Below are 12,647 nucleotides of genomic sequence, written 5' to 3'. Positions count from 1 at the left end.
CTTGAACCCTGCTGTCCTGGGCGTATGACCGTTCTGCTGACCGGACCGACCCGGGGCCTCGGCCGGGTCGCCGCCCTCGCTCTGGCCGCCCGGCACACCGACCTGATCCTGCTCGGCCGGCCCGGCCCCGCCCTGGACGAGGTGGCCGCCGAGGCGCGGGCGGCCGGTGCGACCGTCCACACCGTCGGCGCCGACCTGGCCCGGCTCGCCGACGTGCGCGCCGCCGCTTCGAGCGTGCGCGAGCTGCTGGATTCCGCGTCGGTACCGCCGCTGCGTGCCCTGATCGCGAACGCCGGGCTGATGTCGATGGACGTGCGCACCGCCTCCGCCGACGGCCACGAGCTCACGTTCGCCGTGAACCACCTGGCCCACGCGCAGCTCATCGGGGACCTGCTCGGCTCGATCGCGGCGCCGGGGCGGATCGTGCTGCTGGGGTCGGACACGTACCGCGCCGGGGGTCTCAAGAAGCTGCTCGGCGTGCGGCCGGCGGTGTGGCGCGACCCGGCCGAGCTCGCGAGGCCCGCACCGGCCGGGGCAAAGGTCGGCGTGCGGGACGCCGCGGTCGCGTACGCGACGTCGAAGCTCGCCGTGCTGTACTACGCGCACGAGCTGCAGCGGCGCGCCGGCAACGGGATCGGGGTGTCGGTGTTCGAGCCCGGCTGGATGCCCGGCACCGGTCTCGGCCGGGGTGCGCCCGCCGCCTTCCAGGCCCTCGGGCGCGGGTTGCAGCGGCTGCCCGGGATGGCGAACCCGGAGCGCTCGGGCCGGATGCTGGCCGCGATCGCCGTGGACGAGCGGTGGGCGGGGCTGCGCGACGGGGCGTACGTGGTGGTGGACCGGGTCGACGAGCAGCCGGCGTGGGCGCACGACCCGGCCCGGGAGCTTCGGCTGTGGGAGGTGACCGAGGGACTGTTCGCCCCGGGACCATCCACGGTGGACGGTGACCGGGTCAGTCCGCCACGCGGGGCATGACCGGGCGCAGGCGTTGTACCGTCGCGGCCAGGGCTTCTCCGAAGAGCGGGTCGGTCCAGGCGGCGTCCTCGAGGGCCTGCACGATGCGCCGCCGGGTGCCCACCGTCGGGGTCGGTGACGACGCGGACTCCCGCTCCAGGGTGACCAGCGCCGGGTCGTCCTCCAGCTTCGCCCGCACCAGGCCGGCCAGGCCCCGCAGCTGCTCCTCGATCGCGGGCTCGGCCTCCTGCGCCTGCCCCCGGTCGAACAGGTGCGACGCCAGCCAGCCCACCGCGAGTTCCACCATCGTCACGACGAATACCTTCGCACATTCACCGGCCGTCAAGAATGGCCGCGAACCGCTCCTCGGCGAGGTCGAGGTGGCGGTAGATGTGTTGTTTCACCAGCCGTGACAGAGGTGTGTCGGGCCGCGCGACGAGTTCGCGCAGCACCGGGACCATGGGGCGATATTTGGTGGCCAGCCGCTCCACCTTCGGGCCCGTGGTATGGATCACACCGACGCCGTTGTCGGTGAAGTCGGAGAGCTTGATGACCCGCGCCCACGGCTCGCCGTCGAGACTGGTCCTGACGTGCTCGCGGTACTGCTCGTGCTTGTCGTATGACGGGTCGTACTCGGGATTGGTGACGGCCGCGACGAGCCGGGCGACGCGATCGCCGAACCGCTTGGCGAGTTCCGCGACCGCCTCCTCGATCGTCGCGTCGTCCTTGTCCGCCAGCTCGTCCGGATGGTCCTCGACCGTGTCGTGCAGGACGGCGGCCACGATCACGTCCACGTCGGACACCTCGTAGTGGTGCATGATCCGGATCGCCACGCGCAGCAGGTGGTTGACGTACGGCTCGCGCACCCGCCGGTCCTCGCGGTGCAGCTCACCGGCCAGTTCGAGCGCCGCGGCGAGCCGGTCCCGGTCGGGCGGGGCGAAGCGCTGGATCTCCAGGCGGTACCGCTCCCGCAGGCCGGCCTCGCCATAGATCTCGGTGATCGCGTGCAGGGGCATCGTGCCGATGTACGTCGGGAACTCCATGGACAAGCATTATCAGCCGCTACGATCCCGGACATGAACCGCCGTCACCTTCGCTGGATCGTGCCCGCCGCCACCGTGCTCGTCGCCTCGGTGGTCGCCGTCGTGCTCGTGACCCAGGTCGGTGGCAGCGCGGCGTGCGCGGCCGGCGGCTCCGCGTCCTACTACACGGCCGGGCGCAACGGGATGTGCAACCTCGGCACCCCGGCGGAGGGCGCGTACGCGGCGGTCGGGAAGGCGGAGTACGCGGGCGGCAAGGGCTGCGGCACCCTGCTCGACGTGACCGGCCCGAACGGCACCACCCGCGTGCAGGTGGTGGACCTGTGCCCGAGCTGCCCGGCCGGGAAGATCGACCTCGGCAAGGGCGCGTTCCAGCGGATCGGCTCGCTGAGCGCGGGGATCATCTCGGTCACCTACGCCACCGTCCGCGACCCGGAGGTCGGCCCGCTGCGCGTGAAGGTCAAGGGCGGCAAGGGCTACTCGTCGCTGAGCGTGGTCGTCGACCACCACGGCAACCCGCTGTCCACTGTGGAGCTGTCCCAGGGTGACGGCTTCGTCGCCTTGCGCCACGGCGAGGACAACACCTGGACGGGCCCGTCCGGACTGAACGGCACCATCGCGCTGCGGATTTCCGATGTGTACGGCCATCAGGCGCTCGTCTCCGGCCTCGCCCTCGGCCAGAGCGATTTCCAGCAGACGACGCAGCTGCTGTACGGCGGCCAGTCCCCGTCGCCCTCGCCGGCCCCGTCCACTGTGGAGTCCTCGGCGGCGGTCTCTGCGGCCCCTTCCGTGGTCCCCGCCGGCGTGGGGACCACGGCGCCCCCGGTGCGCTGCTAGATCGCGCTCTCGATGAGCTTGACGGTCGCGCGCGGGTCGTCGACCTCGACGACCAGGCGCGCGTAGCGCTCGTCGGCCAGCTCGATCACGACCGCCTTGCGCGCGTCGTGCACGTCCCAGAACACCTTCTCCCCATCGAGGTGGAAGGTCCCGGCGGTGATGACGTTCGGGATGTACGCCCCCGGCGCCCGGATCCCCTTCGGCTCGTGCGCGATCCCGGCGTCGGCGGTCGCCCCGCGCACGTTCGCCAGCGGGATCGCCAGCCGGCTCTTGAGCGCCCAGAGCTTGTCGAGCCCCTCGATCTCCACGACGAGGGTGTCCCCGTCGATGTTCACGGTCGCCATGTCAGTGCTCCCCGGTGTCGATGCGGGCCCGCAGCCGCGCGCCCAGTGTCCTGTCGGTCTCGTCCGCCCCGAGCGCCTCGTCGAGCCTGGCCAGCGCCGCGCTGATGAGCGCCCCGACCTCCGCGTCGAGCGGCGCCTGCTCGGCCGCGGCCAGCAGCAGCAGGTCGAGCTGGTCGCTGTGCGGGTCCTCGAGATACTTGCGCAGCGCCGTGAGGTACAGCCCGCGCTTGCTGCCGAACGTCTTGTAGAGGCTGTTGCGGTGCACCCCGAGCCCGGTGACGAGGTCGTCCACGGACAGCCCGTCGTAGGCCCGCTGGGCGAACAGTTCCACCGCCGCGCGGACCACCGCCTCCTCGTCGAACCCCCGCGGCCGTCCCATGCCCATCACGCTAGCGCGTAAAGGAACGACCAGTCAAGAACGAACGTTCCTGTTTGAGTCCGGCGAATATTGGTTACGTTGCATGAGATGGACCCCGAGGCGACGGCCCGCGCGGCACGCGACCCGATCGTGCGCCTGGGCGCCGAGTTCGGCGGCTCGAAGGCGTTCGCAGAGGTGGGCCGCCGCTTCCGCCTGCGCCCGCTGCCGCTGTACTTCGGCGGCCGCTGCGCGGTGCTGGGCCCGGTCGACGCGAGCGTGGTGATCGCGGCGTGCGGCTTCTTCGCCCCACCCCTGGTCCGCGAGGCGTGGCGGGACGTGCTGGCCACCCACCGCCTGCCGGGCCTGGTCGCGGCGGACGCCCGCTGCTGCGCGACGTGGGCCCGCGACCACCTGCGGTGCCCGGACCCGCTGCGCGCCGCGGACCTGACCACCCGCGCGGTGGCGGCGGCCCCTTCGTCGGGCCGCGTGTTGTTCGCCGCATGGCGTGCGGTCCCGGACCCGTTCGACGACCCGATCTCCTGCCTCGGCGTGAATCTGCTGCGGCTACGGGAACACCGGGGCGGCGGCCACCTGATGGCTGTCCTGTCGGCGGGCCTATCTCCCCTGGACGCGATCCTGACCGGCCCGGGCGGCGAGGCGAAGGCCCTGTCGAACGGCTGGCTGCCGCCGTACCCGGCCCCGCCCGAGGACGCGGTGTCCCGCCTGGCCGAAGCCGTTTCCCGCACCGACGTTCTTGCCGCCGGCGCGTTCGCGGCACTGTCGGATGGGGAGCGCGGTGAGCTGGTGAAGCTGCTGGCCGCCACGACCGTCACGCGGTGAGCGGTTTGTCACGATAAGTCGGGCGCTGGTGCGCCGCGACTTATCGGACTTATACCCCGACGGGGGATATGCCGATTTGTGCGTCCGGCGGGCCGCTCTCATGATCGTTTCAGCGCCACGTCAGGATCGGGTGGCACCGTAGTCGGCAGCACCGCGATGCGCCCCGGGTCGGCAACCCGGCCAGCTGCCCAAATCACGGACCCGCCCGGGTCGTGTCGCGGTGCTTCTACCAGCCGTGGGTGCCGGGGCCGCCCTTGATCGGGCCGGCGATGTCGGACGTGAGCCAGCCGCCGTAGAAGTCGCCGGGCTGCGGCGTGACGAGCTCCCCGTCGACGCTGCACTCGTCGAGCAGCGCCGGGTAGAACGCGAGCCGGCTGAGCAGCGCCTCGTACCCGTGGGCCGGGTCCTCGTACGACCAGGCGGCGTCCTGCACGGTGACGCCGGCGATGCCGAGGTCCCAGTACGACGCGAAGCCCTTGAACTCGCAGACCGTCCGCCGGTGCGCCAGCGTGAGCGTGCCGCGCACGTCGTCGCGCGGGATGTAGTACACCGGCGGATGGGACGTTTCCAGGACCCGCAATGCACTGCGGGTGTCGAACACGGTCTCGCCACGGTGGCGGGCCACGATGTGCCGATCGGTCGGCTCGACCCTGGGCGGCCGCGGATAGTCCCAGACGTTCTCGACGGGGCGCTGCATGCGTCCCAGTCTTGCACCTTGCCGTTTCCATCCGGGTTGTACTGTCGCCAGGCGTGGAGACCGTTGTGCTCGTTCCGGCGCTCGCGACCACCGCCGGCATGTGGCAGCCCCAGGTGACGGCGCTCTCGGGAACGCACGAGGTGGTGGTCGCCTCGCTGCCTGGTCACGGTGCCGCGCCCGGGCCGTTCACGCTCGCCGCCGCCACTCGCAACGTCACCGACGCGATCGATGCGGCGGGCGGGCCGGTGCTGTTGTGCGGGATCTCGCTGGGGGCGACCGTGGCGGTACTGGCGTGCCTCGCGCGCCCCGGCCGCGTGCACCGGCTCGTCCTCTCCGGCGGCGTGGCCCATCCGCCGCCGGCGCTCGCGGTGCAGCGGGCGATCTCGTCCGTGCTGCCGATGGGCGTGCTGGCCCGGATCGCGGGGGCGCAGCAGGGGCCGGACGGGGCGGCGGACCTGCGGGCGGTCGGGAAGGGCACGTACCTGGCCGGGCTTCGCGAGCTCGCGCACCTCGACCTGCGGCCGCGCCTCGGGGAGATCGAGGTGCCGGCGCTGGTGGTGTGCGGGGAGCGGGACAAGGTCAATCTGCCGCTGTCCCGGGAGCTGGCCGCCGGGATTCCGGGTGCCGAACTGCGGATCATCCCGGGGGCCGGGCATCTGTGGAACCTGGAGCAGCCGGACGTGTTCACCGCGCTGCTCCTGCCCCGCGTGGGGTGACGTGCGCTCGTGCTTCCGCGTGCGGTGACGTGCGCGCGTGTTTCCGCGTGGGGTGACGTGCGCGCGTGTTTCCGCGTGCGGTGACGTGCGCACGTGTTTCCGCGTGCGGTGACGTTCGGTCGTCGTTCGCGGGGTGTTTTCGCCTTATGCGGGTGGTGCGCCGAGCACGAGCAGGTCGCTGTCCGCGGTGAGCGGTCCCGGGATGTCGCCGGCCGCGATCGCCTCGTCCAGGGCGGCGAACCCGAGCCGGATCTCCTCCTCGCTGAGGTGCTCGAAGGTGGAGATTGCCCGCATCCGCAATCGCTTCGCATAGGTGGCAAGATCGGGGCCGAGGGTCTCCTGTACCCGGTCGATGCCGAGGACCGTCATGCCCGCCGCCTCGAACAGCCGGGTCACGTCCTCGAGGGCGGGGAACACCTGCTGCTCGATGACCCGGGCGCGGGGGAAGAACCGGTGCCACAGCAGCTCCGGCATGCGGTCCGAGAAGGCGCTGCGGATCAGGACCCGCCCGCCGGGCTGCAGCACGCGACGGATCTCCGCGACGGCCGCCGGCCGGTCGGTGAAGTGGTGGAAGGTCAGGAACATCAGCACGAGCCGGCATGACGCGTCGGGAAGCGGGACGGCCTCGGCGCGGCCGGCCAGGTACCGGACGCTCGGGTGCGCGGCCGTCTGCTCGGCCTGGCGGCGCATGCGTTCGGAGGGTTCGACGCCGTAGACCAGCCCGCCGAAGAGGTCGGCCAGGATCGGCGTGAATCGCCCTGTGCCCGAACCGAGGTCCAGCGCCGCGAAGGGTCCGGGCGTGCCCGCCCACCTGGCGAAGGCGCTCGACCAGACCTGCGCCATCTCCGCGGACAGCGCTCTGGCGGTCGAGTACACCTGGTATTGCTGGACGTCGTAGTCGACCCGCTTCAGCATCGTGATCGCCCCCGTGCGCTCATCGGCCTCACCACCATCGTGGAGGAGGCAAGCCGGCGACGCACCAGCCGATTGTCGAATTATCGGATTACCGGTAATCGCAATGCCGGTAATTCGGCCCCGGTCACAGCACGTGTCCGGCGGAGCGTGCCAATTTCGAGTAGACAGTGTCTACGAAGATCGTGTAGACACTGTCTATGCATGACGACGAGGGCCTCCGCGAACGGCTGGTGCGGGCCGGAGCCGAACTGGTGGCGGAGGAGGGCTCGGCGGCCGTCTCGCTGCGTGAGATCGCCCGGCGGGCCGGGGTGTCGCACGGGGCACCGCGCAGGTACTTCCCGACCCACGTCGAGCTCCTGTCGGCGATCGCCCGGGTCGGCTTCGCGGACCTGACGACGCGGCTGCGCGGCGAAGGGGAGCCGCCGGCGCGACGGCGCACGGCGGGGGAGGACGGCTCGGCCCGCGACCGGCTGGCGGTCCTCGCCCGTGCCTATGTGGCGTTCGCGCAGGAGCACCGCGGGATGTACGAGCTGATGTTCCGCCACGACCTGCTGCGCTCCGATCGGCTCGGGCTGCGGGAGACCAGCCTGCCGCTGTTCGAGACCCTCGCGCACCTGCTGGCCGAGGCCCGCGGCGAGCACACACCGGCCGTCACGGCGGCGGGGGCGTTCTGGGCCAACCTCCACGGGATCGTACAGCTCTGGCTGTGGGGCAGCCTCCCGCTCGCCACCGGCCAGGACGACATCGGCGCACTGGTCGACGCCGCCCTCGACGCCCACACCACCCGGCGGGACGCATGACGCCGGTGCTGTATCGGATCGTGCGGGCCACTGCCGGGCGCGCGTTGCGGATCGGGTGGCGGCCCGCAGTCCACGGCCTCGAGCACCTCCCGGCCGGCGGTGCGGTCCTCGCCGGCAATCACCTGTCGGTCGCCGACGAGCTGTTTCTGGGCGCCGTCGTGCCGAGGCACATCGCGTTCTGGGCGAAGGCCGAGTACTTCCGCGGGCACCGCCTCGCCGGGGCGCTCGTCCGCGGCCTCGGGGCCATCCCGGTCGAGCGCGGCGGCGGGCGGGCGGTGCTCAGCGCGTTCGACGCGGCCGTACCCGTGCTGCGCGCCGGTGGGCTCGTCGCCGTGTTCCCGGAAGGGACCCGGTCCCCGGACGGGCGGCTGTACCGCGGCCGCACCGGCGCGGTCCGCCTCGCGCGGCAGGCCGGGGTGCCGATCGTGCCGTTCGGGGTGACCGGGACCGACGCCGTACAGCCGATCGACGCCCGCTGGCCGCGCCGCGTGCCGGGGGCCGAGATCGGGTTCCGGTTCGGCGCCCCGGTCGACGTGGCCGGCGGGTCGGTGCGCGAGGCCACCGACGAGGTGATCCGGCACATCGCCGCGCTCAGCGGGCAGGAGTACGTGCCCGCCTACGCGCCGCTGCTCCGCCTCGGGCGATAGCCGGCCATCACAAACGCCGCGCGGTCTCCGCGTCCGCTGCTCCGCCTCGGGCGATGGCCGGCATTCACAAACGGCGGACGGTTTCCGCGTCGGCTGCTCCGCCTCGGGCGATGGCCGGCATTCACAAACGGCGGACGGTTTCCGCGTCCTCGGCGCCCGAGTAGTAGCGGTCCAGGACCCGGGCGAACCGGTTCTCCGCCGGGTCCGCGTGCGCGAACAGCGTCATCGACGAGCGCAGCTTCATCGCGTCCGTCTCGCCGAAGATGCCCACGGCGGTGTGCGTCCCGTCGCCCAGCAAGGCGTCGGTGCACTCGAGCAGGCGCGGGCCCAGCACCGGGTGCTGCAGGTAGGCCCGCGCCTCGTCGAGGGTGCCGATGGCGTACCGCTGCGCCATGGAGCTGTGCCCGAGGCCCTGGATCTGCGGGAACACGAACCACATCCAGTGGCTGCGCTTGTTGCCGTCCTTGAGCTCGGCGAGCGCGTCGTCGTACGAGTGCTCCTGCGCCTCGACGAACCGGGACAGCTGGTACGGATCCTCCATGAACCCAGCTTAATCGTCGAACTGTGCGGTCAGCTCGGCGATGCGCCCGGCCGACCAGCGCAGCCGCAGGGTGCCGGAGCCGCCGGCGGACCAGGCCACCCGGGCCACGTCCTCGTCGCCGTCGGACTCGACCGAGGTGACGTCCAGGGTGTCGTCCGGCGGGGCCACGGCGTAGGCGGCCTCGATGGCGGGCCGCCCGACGTACGGGCTGCCGGGGTCGCCCTCGATGCGCATGGTCGCGTTGTCGCCGAATCGGTCCAGGTACCCGGCCCAGTCGCCGGTGCGCACGCCCTCGTTGAACAGCCGGCACTGGTCCAGCACTCGTTCAGCCATGCCGAAGGTGTACCACCGCCATCGACCAAAGTCACTACGCGGGGGTCGGCGGCTGCGTGGGGTCGCCGCCGTCGAGGAAGGAGCGGCAGAGCCCGGCGATCCGCGCGGCGCCGATCGCCTCGGACCAGCGCAGGACCTCGGTCGCCAAAGCCACCGCGCCCGCCTCGTCCCCGGCGTCGCGCGCCAGCACGGCCAGCAGGATCTGCTGTGACAGCGTCCCCGCCACCATCCCCATCGCCGCGCCGGCCGAGGTCGCGTCCCGCCACCGGGCCAGGGCGTCGGCGTGGTCGCCCGCGTCGTGGTCGTGGTCGCCGAGGTGCCGTTGCGCCTCGCGCCGCAGCAGCGGGTCGTCGCCGGAGTTGGCCAGCGCGATCTCGTAGTGGGCGGGGGCGTCGACGCGTTCCTCGAGGACGTTGTCGTACACCAGCCCGAGGTACATGTGCGCCCACCCCAGCCGCCGCGCGTCCGGCGCCGACTCCACGAACCGCTCGCCCTCCTCGCGCAGGAAGGGCGCGCGCTGCCGGAGGTGGGCATAGTAGGTACACCGGAAGCGGGCGAAGTCCAGGTCCCACCGTCCCAGGTCGTCCAGCGCGTCGGCGTCCACCTTGGACAGTCGGGCGGCGCCTTCGTCGTTGCCGTTGTACCACACGGAATCCACGGCGATCTCGGCCGCCGCGAGGGCGATCCGCGCGCCCGCGCCACGGCCCTCGGCGGTCTGCGGCAACCGCGCGGCGGCGGCGTCGAGCAGCCCCGTGGCCTGCTCCCACTGCGCCCCGAGGGCCAGCCCGCGCGCCGCCCCAATGAGCTCATCCAGCGTCATCATGTGGCCGACGGTAGTAATCCCAAAAACTATCCACAAGAAAACTACTATCGGACAAACCACACGAATCCCCGGACGGGGTATAAGTCCGATATGTCGGGCTAGCGAAGCGCCCGACATATCGTGACCCGGCAAGATAACAGCGTGGAAGACGAAGCCGACCGACACGTAGACGTCTGGACCCGCGAGCTCGACAGCCTGGATCCCCTGGCCGAAGCCATCTTCGTCCGCCTGGCCATCCTCGCGCGGCACCAGCAGCAGCGCCGCCGCGAGGTCCTGGCCGCCGGCGGCATGCAGCGCTGGCAGTTCAAGGTCCTGCTCATCCTGCGCCGCAACGGCCCGCCGTACACCGCCAGCCCGTCCGAGATCGCCGACCACCTCGGCCTCACCCGCGGCGCGCTGTCCGCCCGGCTCGCCGCGATCGAGGCCGCGGGCTGGATCGTGCGCGACGGGGACGAGCAGGACCGGCGCCGGGTCCACGTGCGGCTCACCGACGCCGGTCACGAACAGCTCCTGCGCCACCTCGGCGACGAGGAGCGCGGCGAGTCGGTCCTGCTCGCGCCGCTCTCCCGGCGCGAGCGTCAGACCCTCGCGAACCTGCTGCGCAAGATGGTGCTGGCCACTACTTCCACGTCGCCGTGACGGTCTGCGGGCCCGTGCCGGTGTTCAGCGTCCGGTTCGCGCCGCTCTCCCAGGTGACCGAGCCGTCGGTGTTCTTCTTGATGAACTTGTACTCCACCGCCGTGCTGGCCGGCATCGCCACCGTCGCCGACCAGATCGGGTAGTTCGCCGACGACAGGGCGATCGCGCTCGCCGTGTTCCACGAGCCCAGGGCCGGGATCGAGCCGACGACGAACACGTTCTGCCCGAACGTCGTGGTCACGTTGGCGTTGAACGTCACCGACGGGCTCGACGTCGAGGAGCCGTTCCATGTCGTACTGACCGTGCCGCTCCCCGACGCCGGCACCGAGTACGTGTGGTTGTTCCCCGGCTCCCACGTCACCGTGCCCGAACTGGTCTTCGTGATGAACTTGTACTCGATGGCCGTACCGGCGGGCAGGGAAACCGTGCCGGTCCAGGAGGAACCGTTCGCGGAAAGTGCGATCGCGTTTGCCGTGTTCCAGGAACCGAGCTGGGAAACCGAGCCGACCAGATAGACCGGGTTGCCGGTGGGAGCGCCGGAAACCGTGAAGGAAACCCCGGACGGAGTTGCCGTGGGGGTTGCCGTCGAGCCGCCGGAAACCCGCGCGCCGGCGTGGATGGCGACCGCGTCCTTCGCGCCCACGCCGACCGTGGCCTGGCCGCTGCCGTTCACCGTCACCGTCGGCCCGGAGCACGTCGAGGCGGCCGCGTTGTAGTCGCCGTGGATGACGTCGCAGTACACGCCCGCGGCGAGGCCGGTGCTGAAGGTGCGCGACCCGACCGCCGAGCCGCCGTTGTTGATGGAGATCCAGCCGTTGGTACCGCGGGAGAAGGCGATCGCGTTCGCCCCGTCCGACCACCAGTTGCCGACGGTGGTGTCCGCCCGCGTCGCGTTGTGGAAGCCCACCATGTTCTTGATGGCGCGCTGCCGGTGCTGGCACTCCCAGCCGCTGCCGCACGAGACGGCGCTGACGTAGCCGCTGGAGTTCGCCGGCGGCGAGGCGTCGTTGTTGGAGAACGTGAAGGAGCTCATGACGTTCGGGGTGCCGAAGTTCCAGGCGAGCATGAACACGTTCGCGAGCGTGTCGGTGGACCCGTTCTTGTAGGACAGCGTCGATCCGTTGCGCTCGGTGTCGTGGTTGGACACGAACGCCGTGGACTTCGCGCTGGGTTCCAGGCCCCAGGAGGTACCGAAGGACTGCAGGTTGGCAATGTTGCCGTTGAACTGGTTCTTGAGGTTGGTGGCGTAGTTGAACTCCAGCACGCCGCCGACGCCCTCGTAGGCGGCCGGGGCCAGGCTGCCGGAGCCGCCCGGCATGACCTCCTGCGCCCAGTAGACGCTCTGGTTGGTCAGCTTGCCCTTGATGGCGGCCAGGTCGGCGGGCGGCATGTGCTTGGCCGCGTCGACCCGGAACCCGTCGACGCCGACCGAGATGAGGTCGTTGAGGTAGCCGGCGATCTTCGTGCGCACGTAGTCGGTGCCGGTCTTGAGGTCCGAGAGCCCGACGAGCTGGCAGTTCCAGACCTCGGTGGCGTTGTTGTAGTCGTGGATCTGGTTGTCGGACTGCGGGCAGTCGGCCGGGTTGAAGTGGAAGTCCGAGGAGCTGTAGCCGGCGCTCGGGTAGCTGTAGTTGTTGGTGAAGCTCGCGCCGCCGTACGACGTGGTGCTGGACTGGTTCGCGCCGGTCATGTGGTTGATGACGGCGTCGACGTAGACCTTGACGCCCGCGCTGTGGCAGGCGGTGACCATGCTCTGGAACTGGGCGCGGGTGCCCATCCGGCTGTTGAGGTCGTAGGCGGCGGGCTGGTAGATGTCCCACCACGGGTGGCCGGCGACGCTGATCGAGTCCTCCGGCGGCGCGACCTGCACCGCGCCGTAGCCGGCCGGGCCGAGCACGTTCGTGCACTCGGTGCCGATCGACGTCCACGGCCAGAGCCAGAGATTCGCGATGACATCGTTGGTACCGACGGCGGCCTCGGCCTTGCGGCCGCCCGTCAGCAGCGGCACGGTCAGCGCCGCGCACAGCACGAGGCCGCCGACTGCGGCCAGGGTTCTCTTCAGGGACACACGCACGAGGGCCTCCGGAATGGCGGTAGCGGAGCCGGGCGGGGATGGAATTGACGCTGAGCTTCGGCCCCGCTGAAACCCTCTGTCAAGGACCTTGC

At 71.5% G+C, this 12,647-nt stretch carries 17 protein-coding genes; 7 read left to right on the top strand and 10 right to left on the bottom strand.

The annotated features are described in order from the left end of the window. Nucleotides 1–24 precede the first annotated feature (24 nt). The gene (locus ACQPZ4_RS25700; RefSeq protein WP_433040123.1) at nucleotides 25–972 is read left to right on the top strand and encodes an SDR family NAD(P)-dependent oxidoreductase; all 948 of its coding nucleotides are present in this window, start codon (nucleotides 25–27) and stop codon (nucleotides 970–972) included. On the opposite strand, the gene ACQPZ4_RS25695 is transcribed toward ACQPZ4_RS25700, so the two are convergent. Together ACQPZ4_RS25695 and ACQPZ4_RS25690 are read right to left on the bottom strand one after the other, a co-directional pair. Further along, nucleotides 950–1,264 carry a hypothetical protein gene (locus ACQPZ4_RS25695; RefSeq protein WP_433040120.1) on the bottom strand — a complete coding sequence of 105 codons (315 nt, stop codon included), beginning with the start codon at nucleotides 1,262–1,264 and terminating at the stop codon, nucleotides 950–952. The genes ACQPZ4_RS25700 and ACQPZ4_RS25695 overlap by 23 nt on opposite strands. Before the next feature lie 19 nt (nucleotides 1,265–1,283). Then, nucleotides 1,284–1,994 (bottom strand): HD domain-containing protein, encoded by a 711-nt coding sequence (locus ACQPZ4_RS25690; protein ID WP_433040117.1) that lies wholly within the window; start codon nucleotides 1,992–1,994, stop codon nucleotides 1,284–1,286. Nucleotides 1,995–2,027: 33 nt separating this feature from the next. Here ACQPZ4_RS25690 and ACQPZ4_RS25685 point away from each other — a divergent pair, with 33 nt between their 5' ends. Beyond that, a complete protein-coding gene (locus ACQPZ4_RS25685; protein ID WP_433040114.1) occupies nucleotides 2,028–2,828 on the top strand; it encodes an expansin EXLX1 family cellulose-binding protein in 801 nt (266 codons plus the stop codon). Here ACQPZ4_RS25685 and ACQPZ4_RS25680 read toward each other — a convergent pair. Both ACQPZ4_RS25680 and ACQPZ4_RS25675 read right to left on the bottom strand, forming a co-directional pair. Beyond that, nucleotides 2,825–3,172, bottom strand: a complete 348-nt coding sequence (locus ACQPZ4_RS25680) for a hypothetical protein (RefSeq protein ID WP_433040111.1) — start codon at nucleotides 3,170–3,172, stop codon at nucleotides 2,825–2,827. The genes ACQPZ4_RS25685 and ACQPZ4_RS25680 overlap by 4 nt on opposite strands. Before the next feature lies 1 nt (nucleotide 3,173). Beyond that, the gene (locus ACQPZ4_RS25675) at nucleotides 3,174–3,551 is read right to left on the bottom strand and encodes a TetR/AcrR family transcriptional regulator (RefSeq protein WP_433040108.1); all 378 of its coding nucleotides are present in this window, start codon (nucleotides 3,549–3,551) and stop codon (nucleotides 3,174–3,176) included. Between the two features lie 87 nt (nucleotides 3,552–3,638). On the opposite strand from ACQPZ4_RS25675, the gene ACQPZ4_RS25670 reads away from it, so the two are divergent. After that, nucleotides 3,639–4,370, top strand: a complete 732-nt coding sequence (locus ACQPZ4_RS25670; protein WP_433040105.1) for an SCO6745 family protein — start codon at nucleotides 3,639–3,641, stop codon at nucleotides 4,368–4,370. Nucleotides 4,371–4,596: 226 nt separating this feature from the next. On the opposite strand, the gene ACQPZ4_RS25665 is transcribed toward ACQPZ4_RS25670, so the two are convergent. Continuing rightward, on the bottom strand, nucleotides 4,597–5,067 hold the full coding sequence (locus ACQPZ4_RS25665; RefSeq protein ID WP_433040102.1) for a DUF427 domain-containing protein: 471 nt from the start codon (nucleotides 5,065–5,067) through the stop codon (nucleotides 4,597–4,599). Nucleotides 5,068–5,120: 53 nt separating this feature from the next. Here ACQPZ4_RS25665 and ACQPZ4_RS25660 point away from each other — a divergent pair, with 53 nt between their 5' ends. Then, a complete protein-coding gene (locus tag ACQPZ4_RS25660; protein WP_433040099.1) occupies nucleotides 5,121–5,783 on the top strand; it encodes an alpha/beta fold hydrolase in 663 nt (220 codons plus the stop codon). 144 nt (nucleotides 5,784–5,927) lie between these two features. Here the strand turns inward: ACQPZ4_RS25660 and ACQPZ4_RS25655 are convergent, their stop codons facing one another. Beyond that, nucleotides 5,928–6,698, bottom strand: coding sequence for a class I SAM-dependent methyltransferase (locus ACQPZ4_RS25655; RefSeq protein ID WP_433040096.1), 771 nt, complete (start codon nucleotides 6,696–6,698; stop codon nucleotides 5,928–5,930). Between the two features lie 197 nt (nucleotides 6,699–6,895). Between ACQPZ4_RS25655 and ACQPZ4_RS25650 the strand changes: the two genes are divergently transcribed. Further along, on the top strand, nucleotides 6,896–7,498 hold the full coding sequence (locus ACQPZ4_RS25650) for a TetR/AcrR family transcriptional regulator (RefSeq protein WP_433040093.1): 603 nt from the start codon (nucleotides 6,896–6,898) through the stop codon (nucleotides 7,496–7,498). After that, on the top strand, nucleotides 7,495–8,145 hold the full coding sequence (locus ACQPZ4_RS25645) for a lysophospholipid acyltransferase family protein (protein ID WP_433040090.1): 651 nt from the start codon (nucleotides 7,495–7,497) through the stop codon (nucleotides 8,143–8,145). The genes ACQPZ4_RS25650 and ACQPZ4_RS25645 overlap by 4 nt, the downstream gene beginning before the upstream one ends. A gap of 121 nt (nucleotides 8,146–8,266) precedes the next feature. Here ACQPZ4_RS25645 and ACQPZ4_RS25640 read toward each other — a convergent pair whose 3' ends face one another. The 3 genes from ACQPZ4_RS25640 to ACQPZ4_RS25630 are packed head-to-tail and all read right to left on the bottom strand — an operon-like array spanning nucleotide 8,267 to nucleotide 9,842. After that, on the bottom strand, nucleotides 8,267–8,686 hold the full coding sequence (locus tag ACQPZ4_RS25640) for a DUF1810 domain-containing protein (protein ID WP_433040087.1): 420 nt from the start codon (nucleotides 8,684–8,686) through the stop codon (nucleotides 8,267–8,269). A 9-nt stretch (nucleotides 8,687–8,695) separates the two neighbouring features. Continuing rightward, on the bottom strand, nucleotides 8,696–9,019 hold the full coding sequence (locus ACQPZ4_RS25635) for a nuclear transport factor 2 family protein (protein WP_433040084.1): 324 nt from the start codon (nucleotides 9,017–9,019) through the stop codon (nucleotides 8,696–8,698). A 34-nt stretch (nucleotides 9,020–9,053) separates the two neighbouring features. Next, nucleotides 9,054–9,842 carry a hypothetical protein gene (locus tag ACQPZ4_RS25630; RefSeq protein WP_433040081.1) on the bottom strand — a complete coding sequence of 263 codons (789 nt, stop codon included), beginning with the start codon at nucleotides 9,840–9,842 and terminating at the stop codon, nucleotides 9,054–9,056. Between the two features lie 141 nt (nucleotides 9,843–9,983). Between ACQPZ4_RS25630 and ACQPZ4_RS25625 the strand changes: the two genes are divergently transcribed. Next, nucleotides 9,984–10,481 carry a MarR family winged helix-turn-helix transcriptional regulator gene (locus tag ACQPZ4_RS25625; protein ID WP_433040078.1) on the top strand — a complete coding sequence of 166 codons (498 nt, stop codon included), beginning with the start codon at nucleotides 9,984–9,986 and terminating at the stop codon, nucleotides 10,479–10,481. Here ACQPZ4_RS25625 and ACQPZ4_RS25620 read toward each other — a convergent pair. Beyond that, nucleotides 10,462–12,549 (bottom strand): carbohydrate-binding module family 20 domain-containing protein, encoded by a 2,088-nt coding sequence (locus ACQPZ4_RS25620; protein ID WP_433040075.1) that lies wholly within the window; start codon nucleotides 12,547–12,549, stop codon nucleotides 10,462–10,464. The two genes, ACQPZ4_RS25625 and ACQPZ4_RS25620, sit on opposite strands and share 20 nt — an antisense overlap. Nucleotides 12,550–12,647 lie beyond the last annotated feature (98 nt).

Origin of the sequence: Dactylosporangium sp. CS-033363, from assembly GCF_050942475.1 — a bacterium.
Classification (GTDB): Bacteria; Actinomycetota; Actinomycetes; order Mycobacteriales; family Micromonosporaceae; genus Dactylosporangium.
The sequence above is the reverse complement of the archived record's forward strand: the minus strand, read 5'-3'. Positions and strand labels throughout refer to the sequence as shown.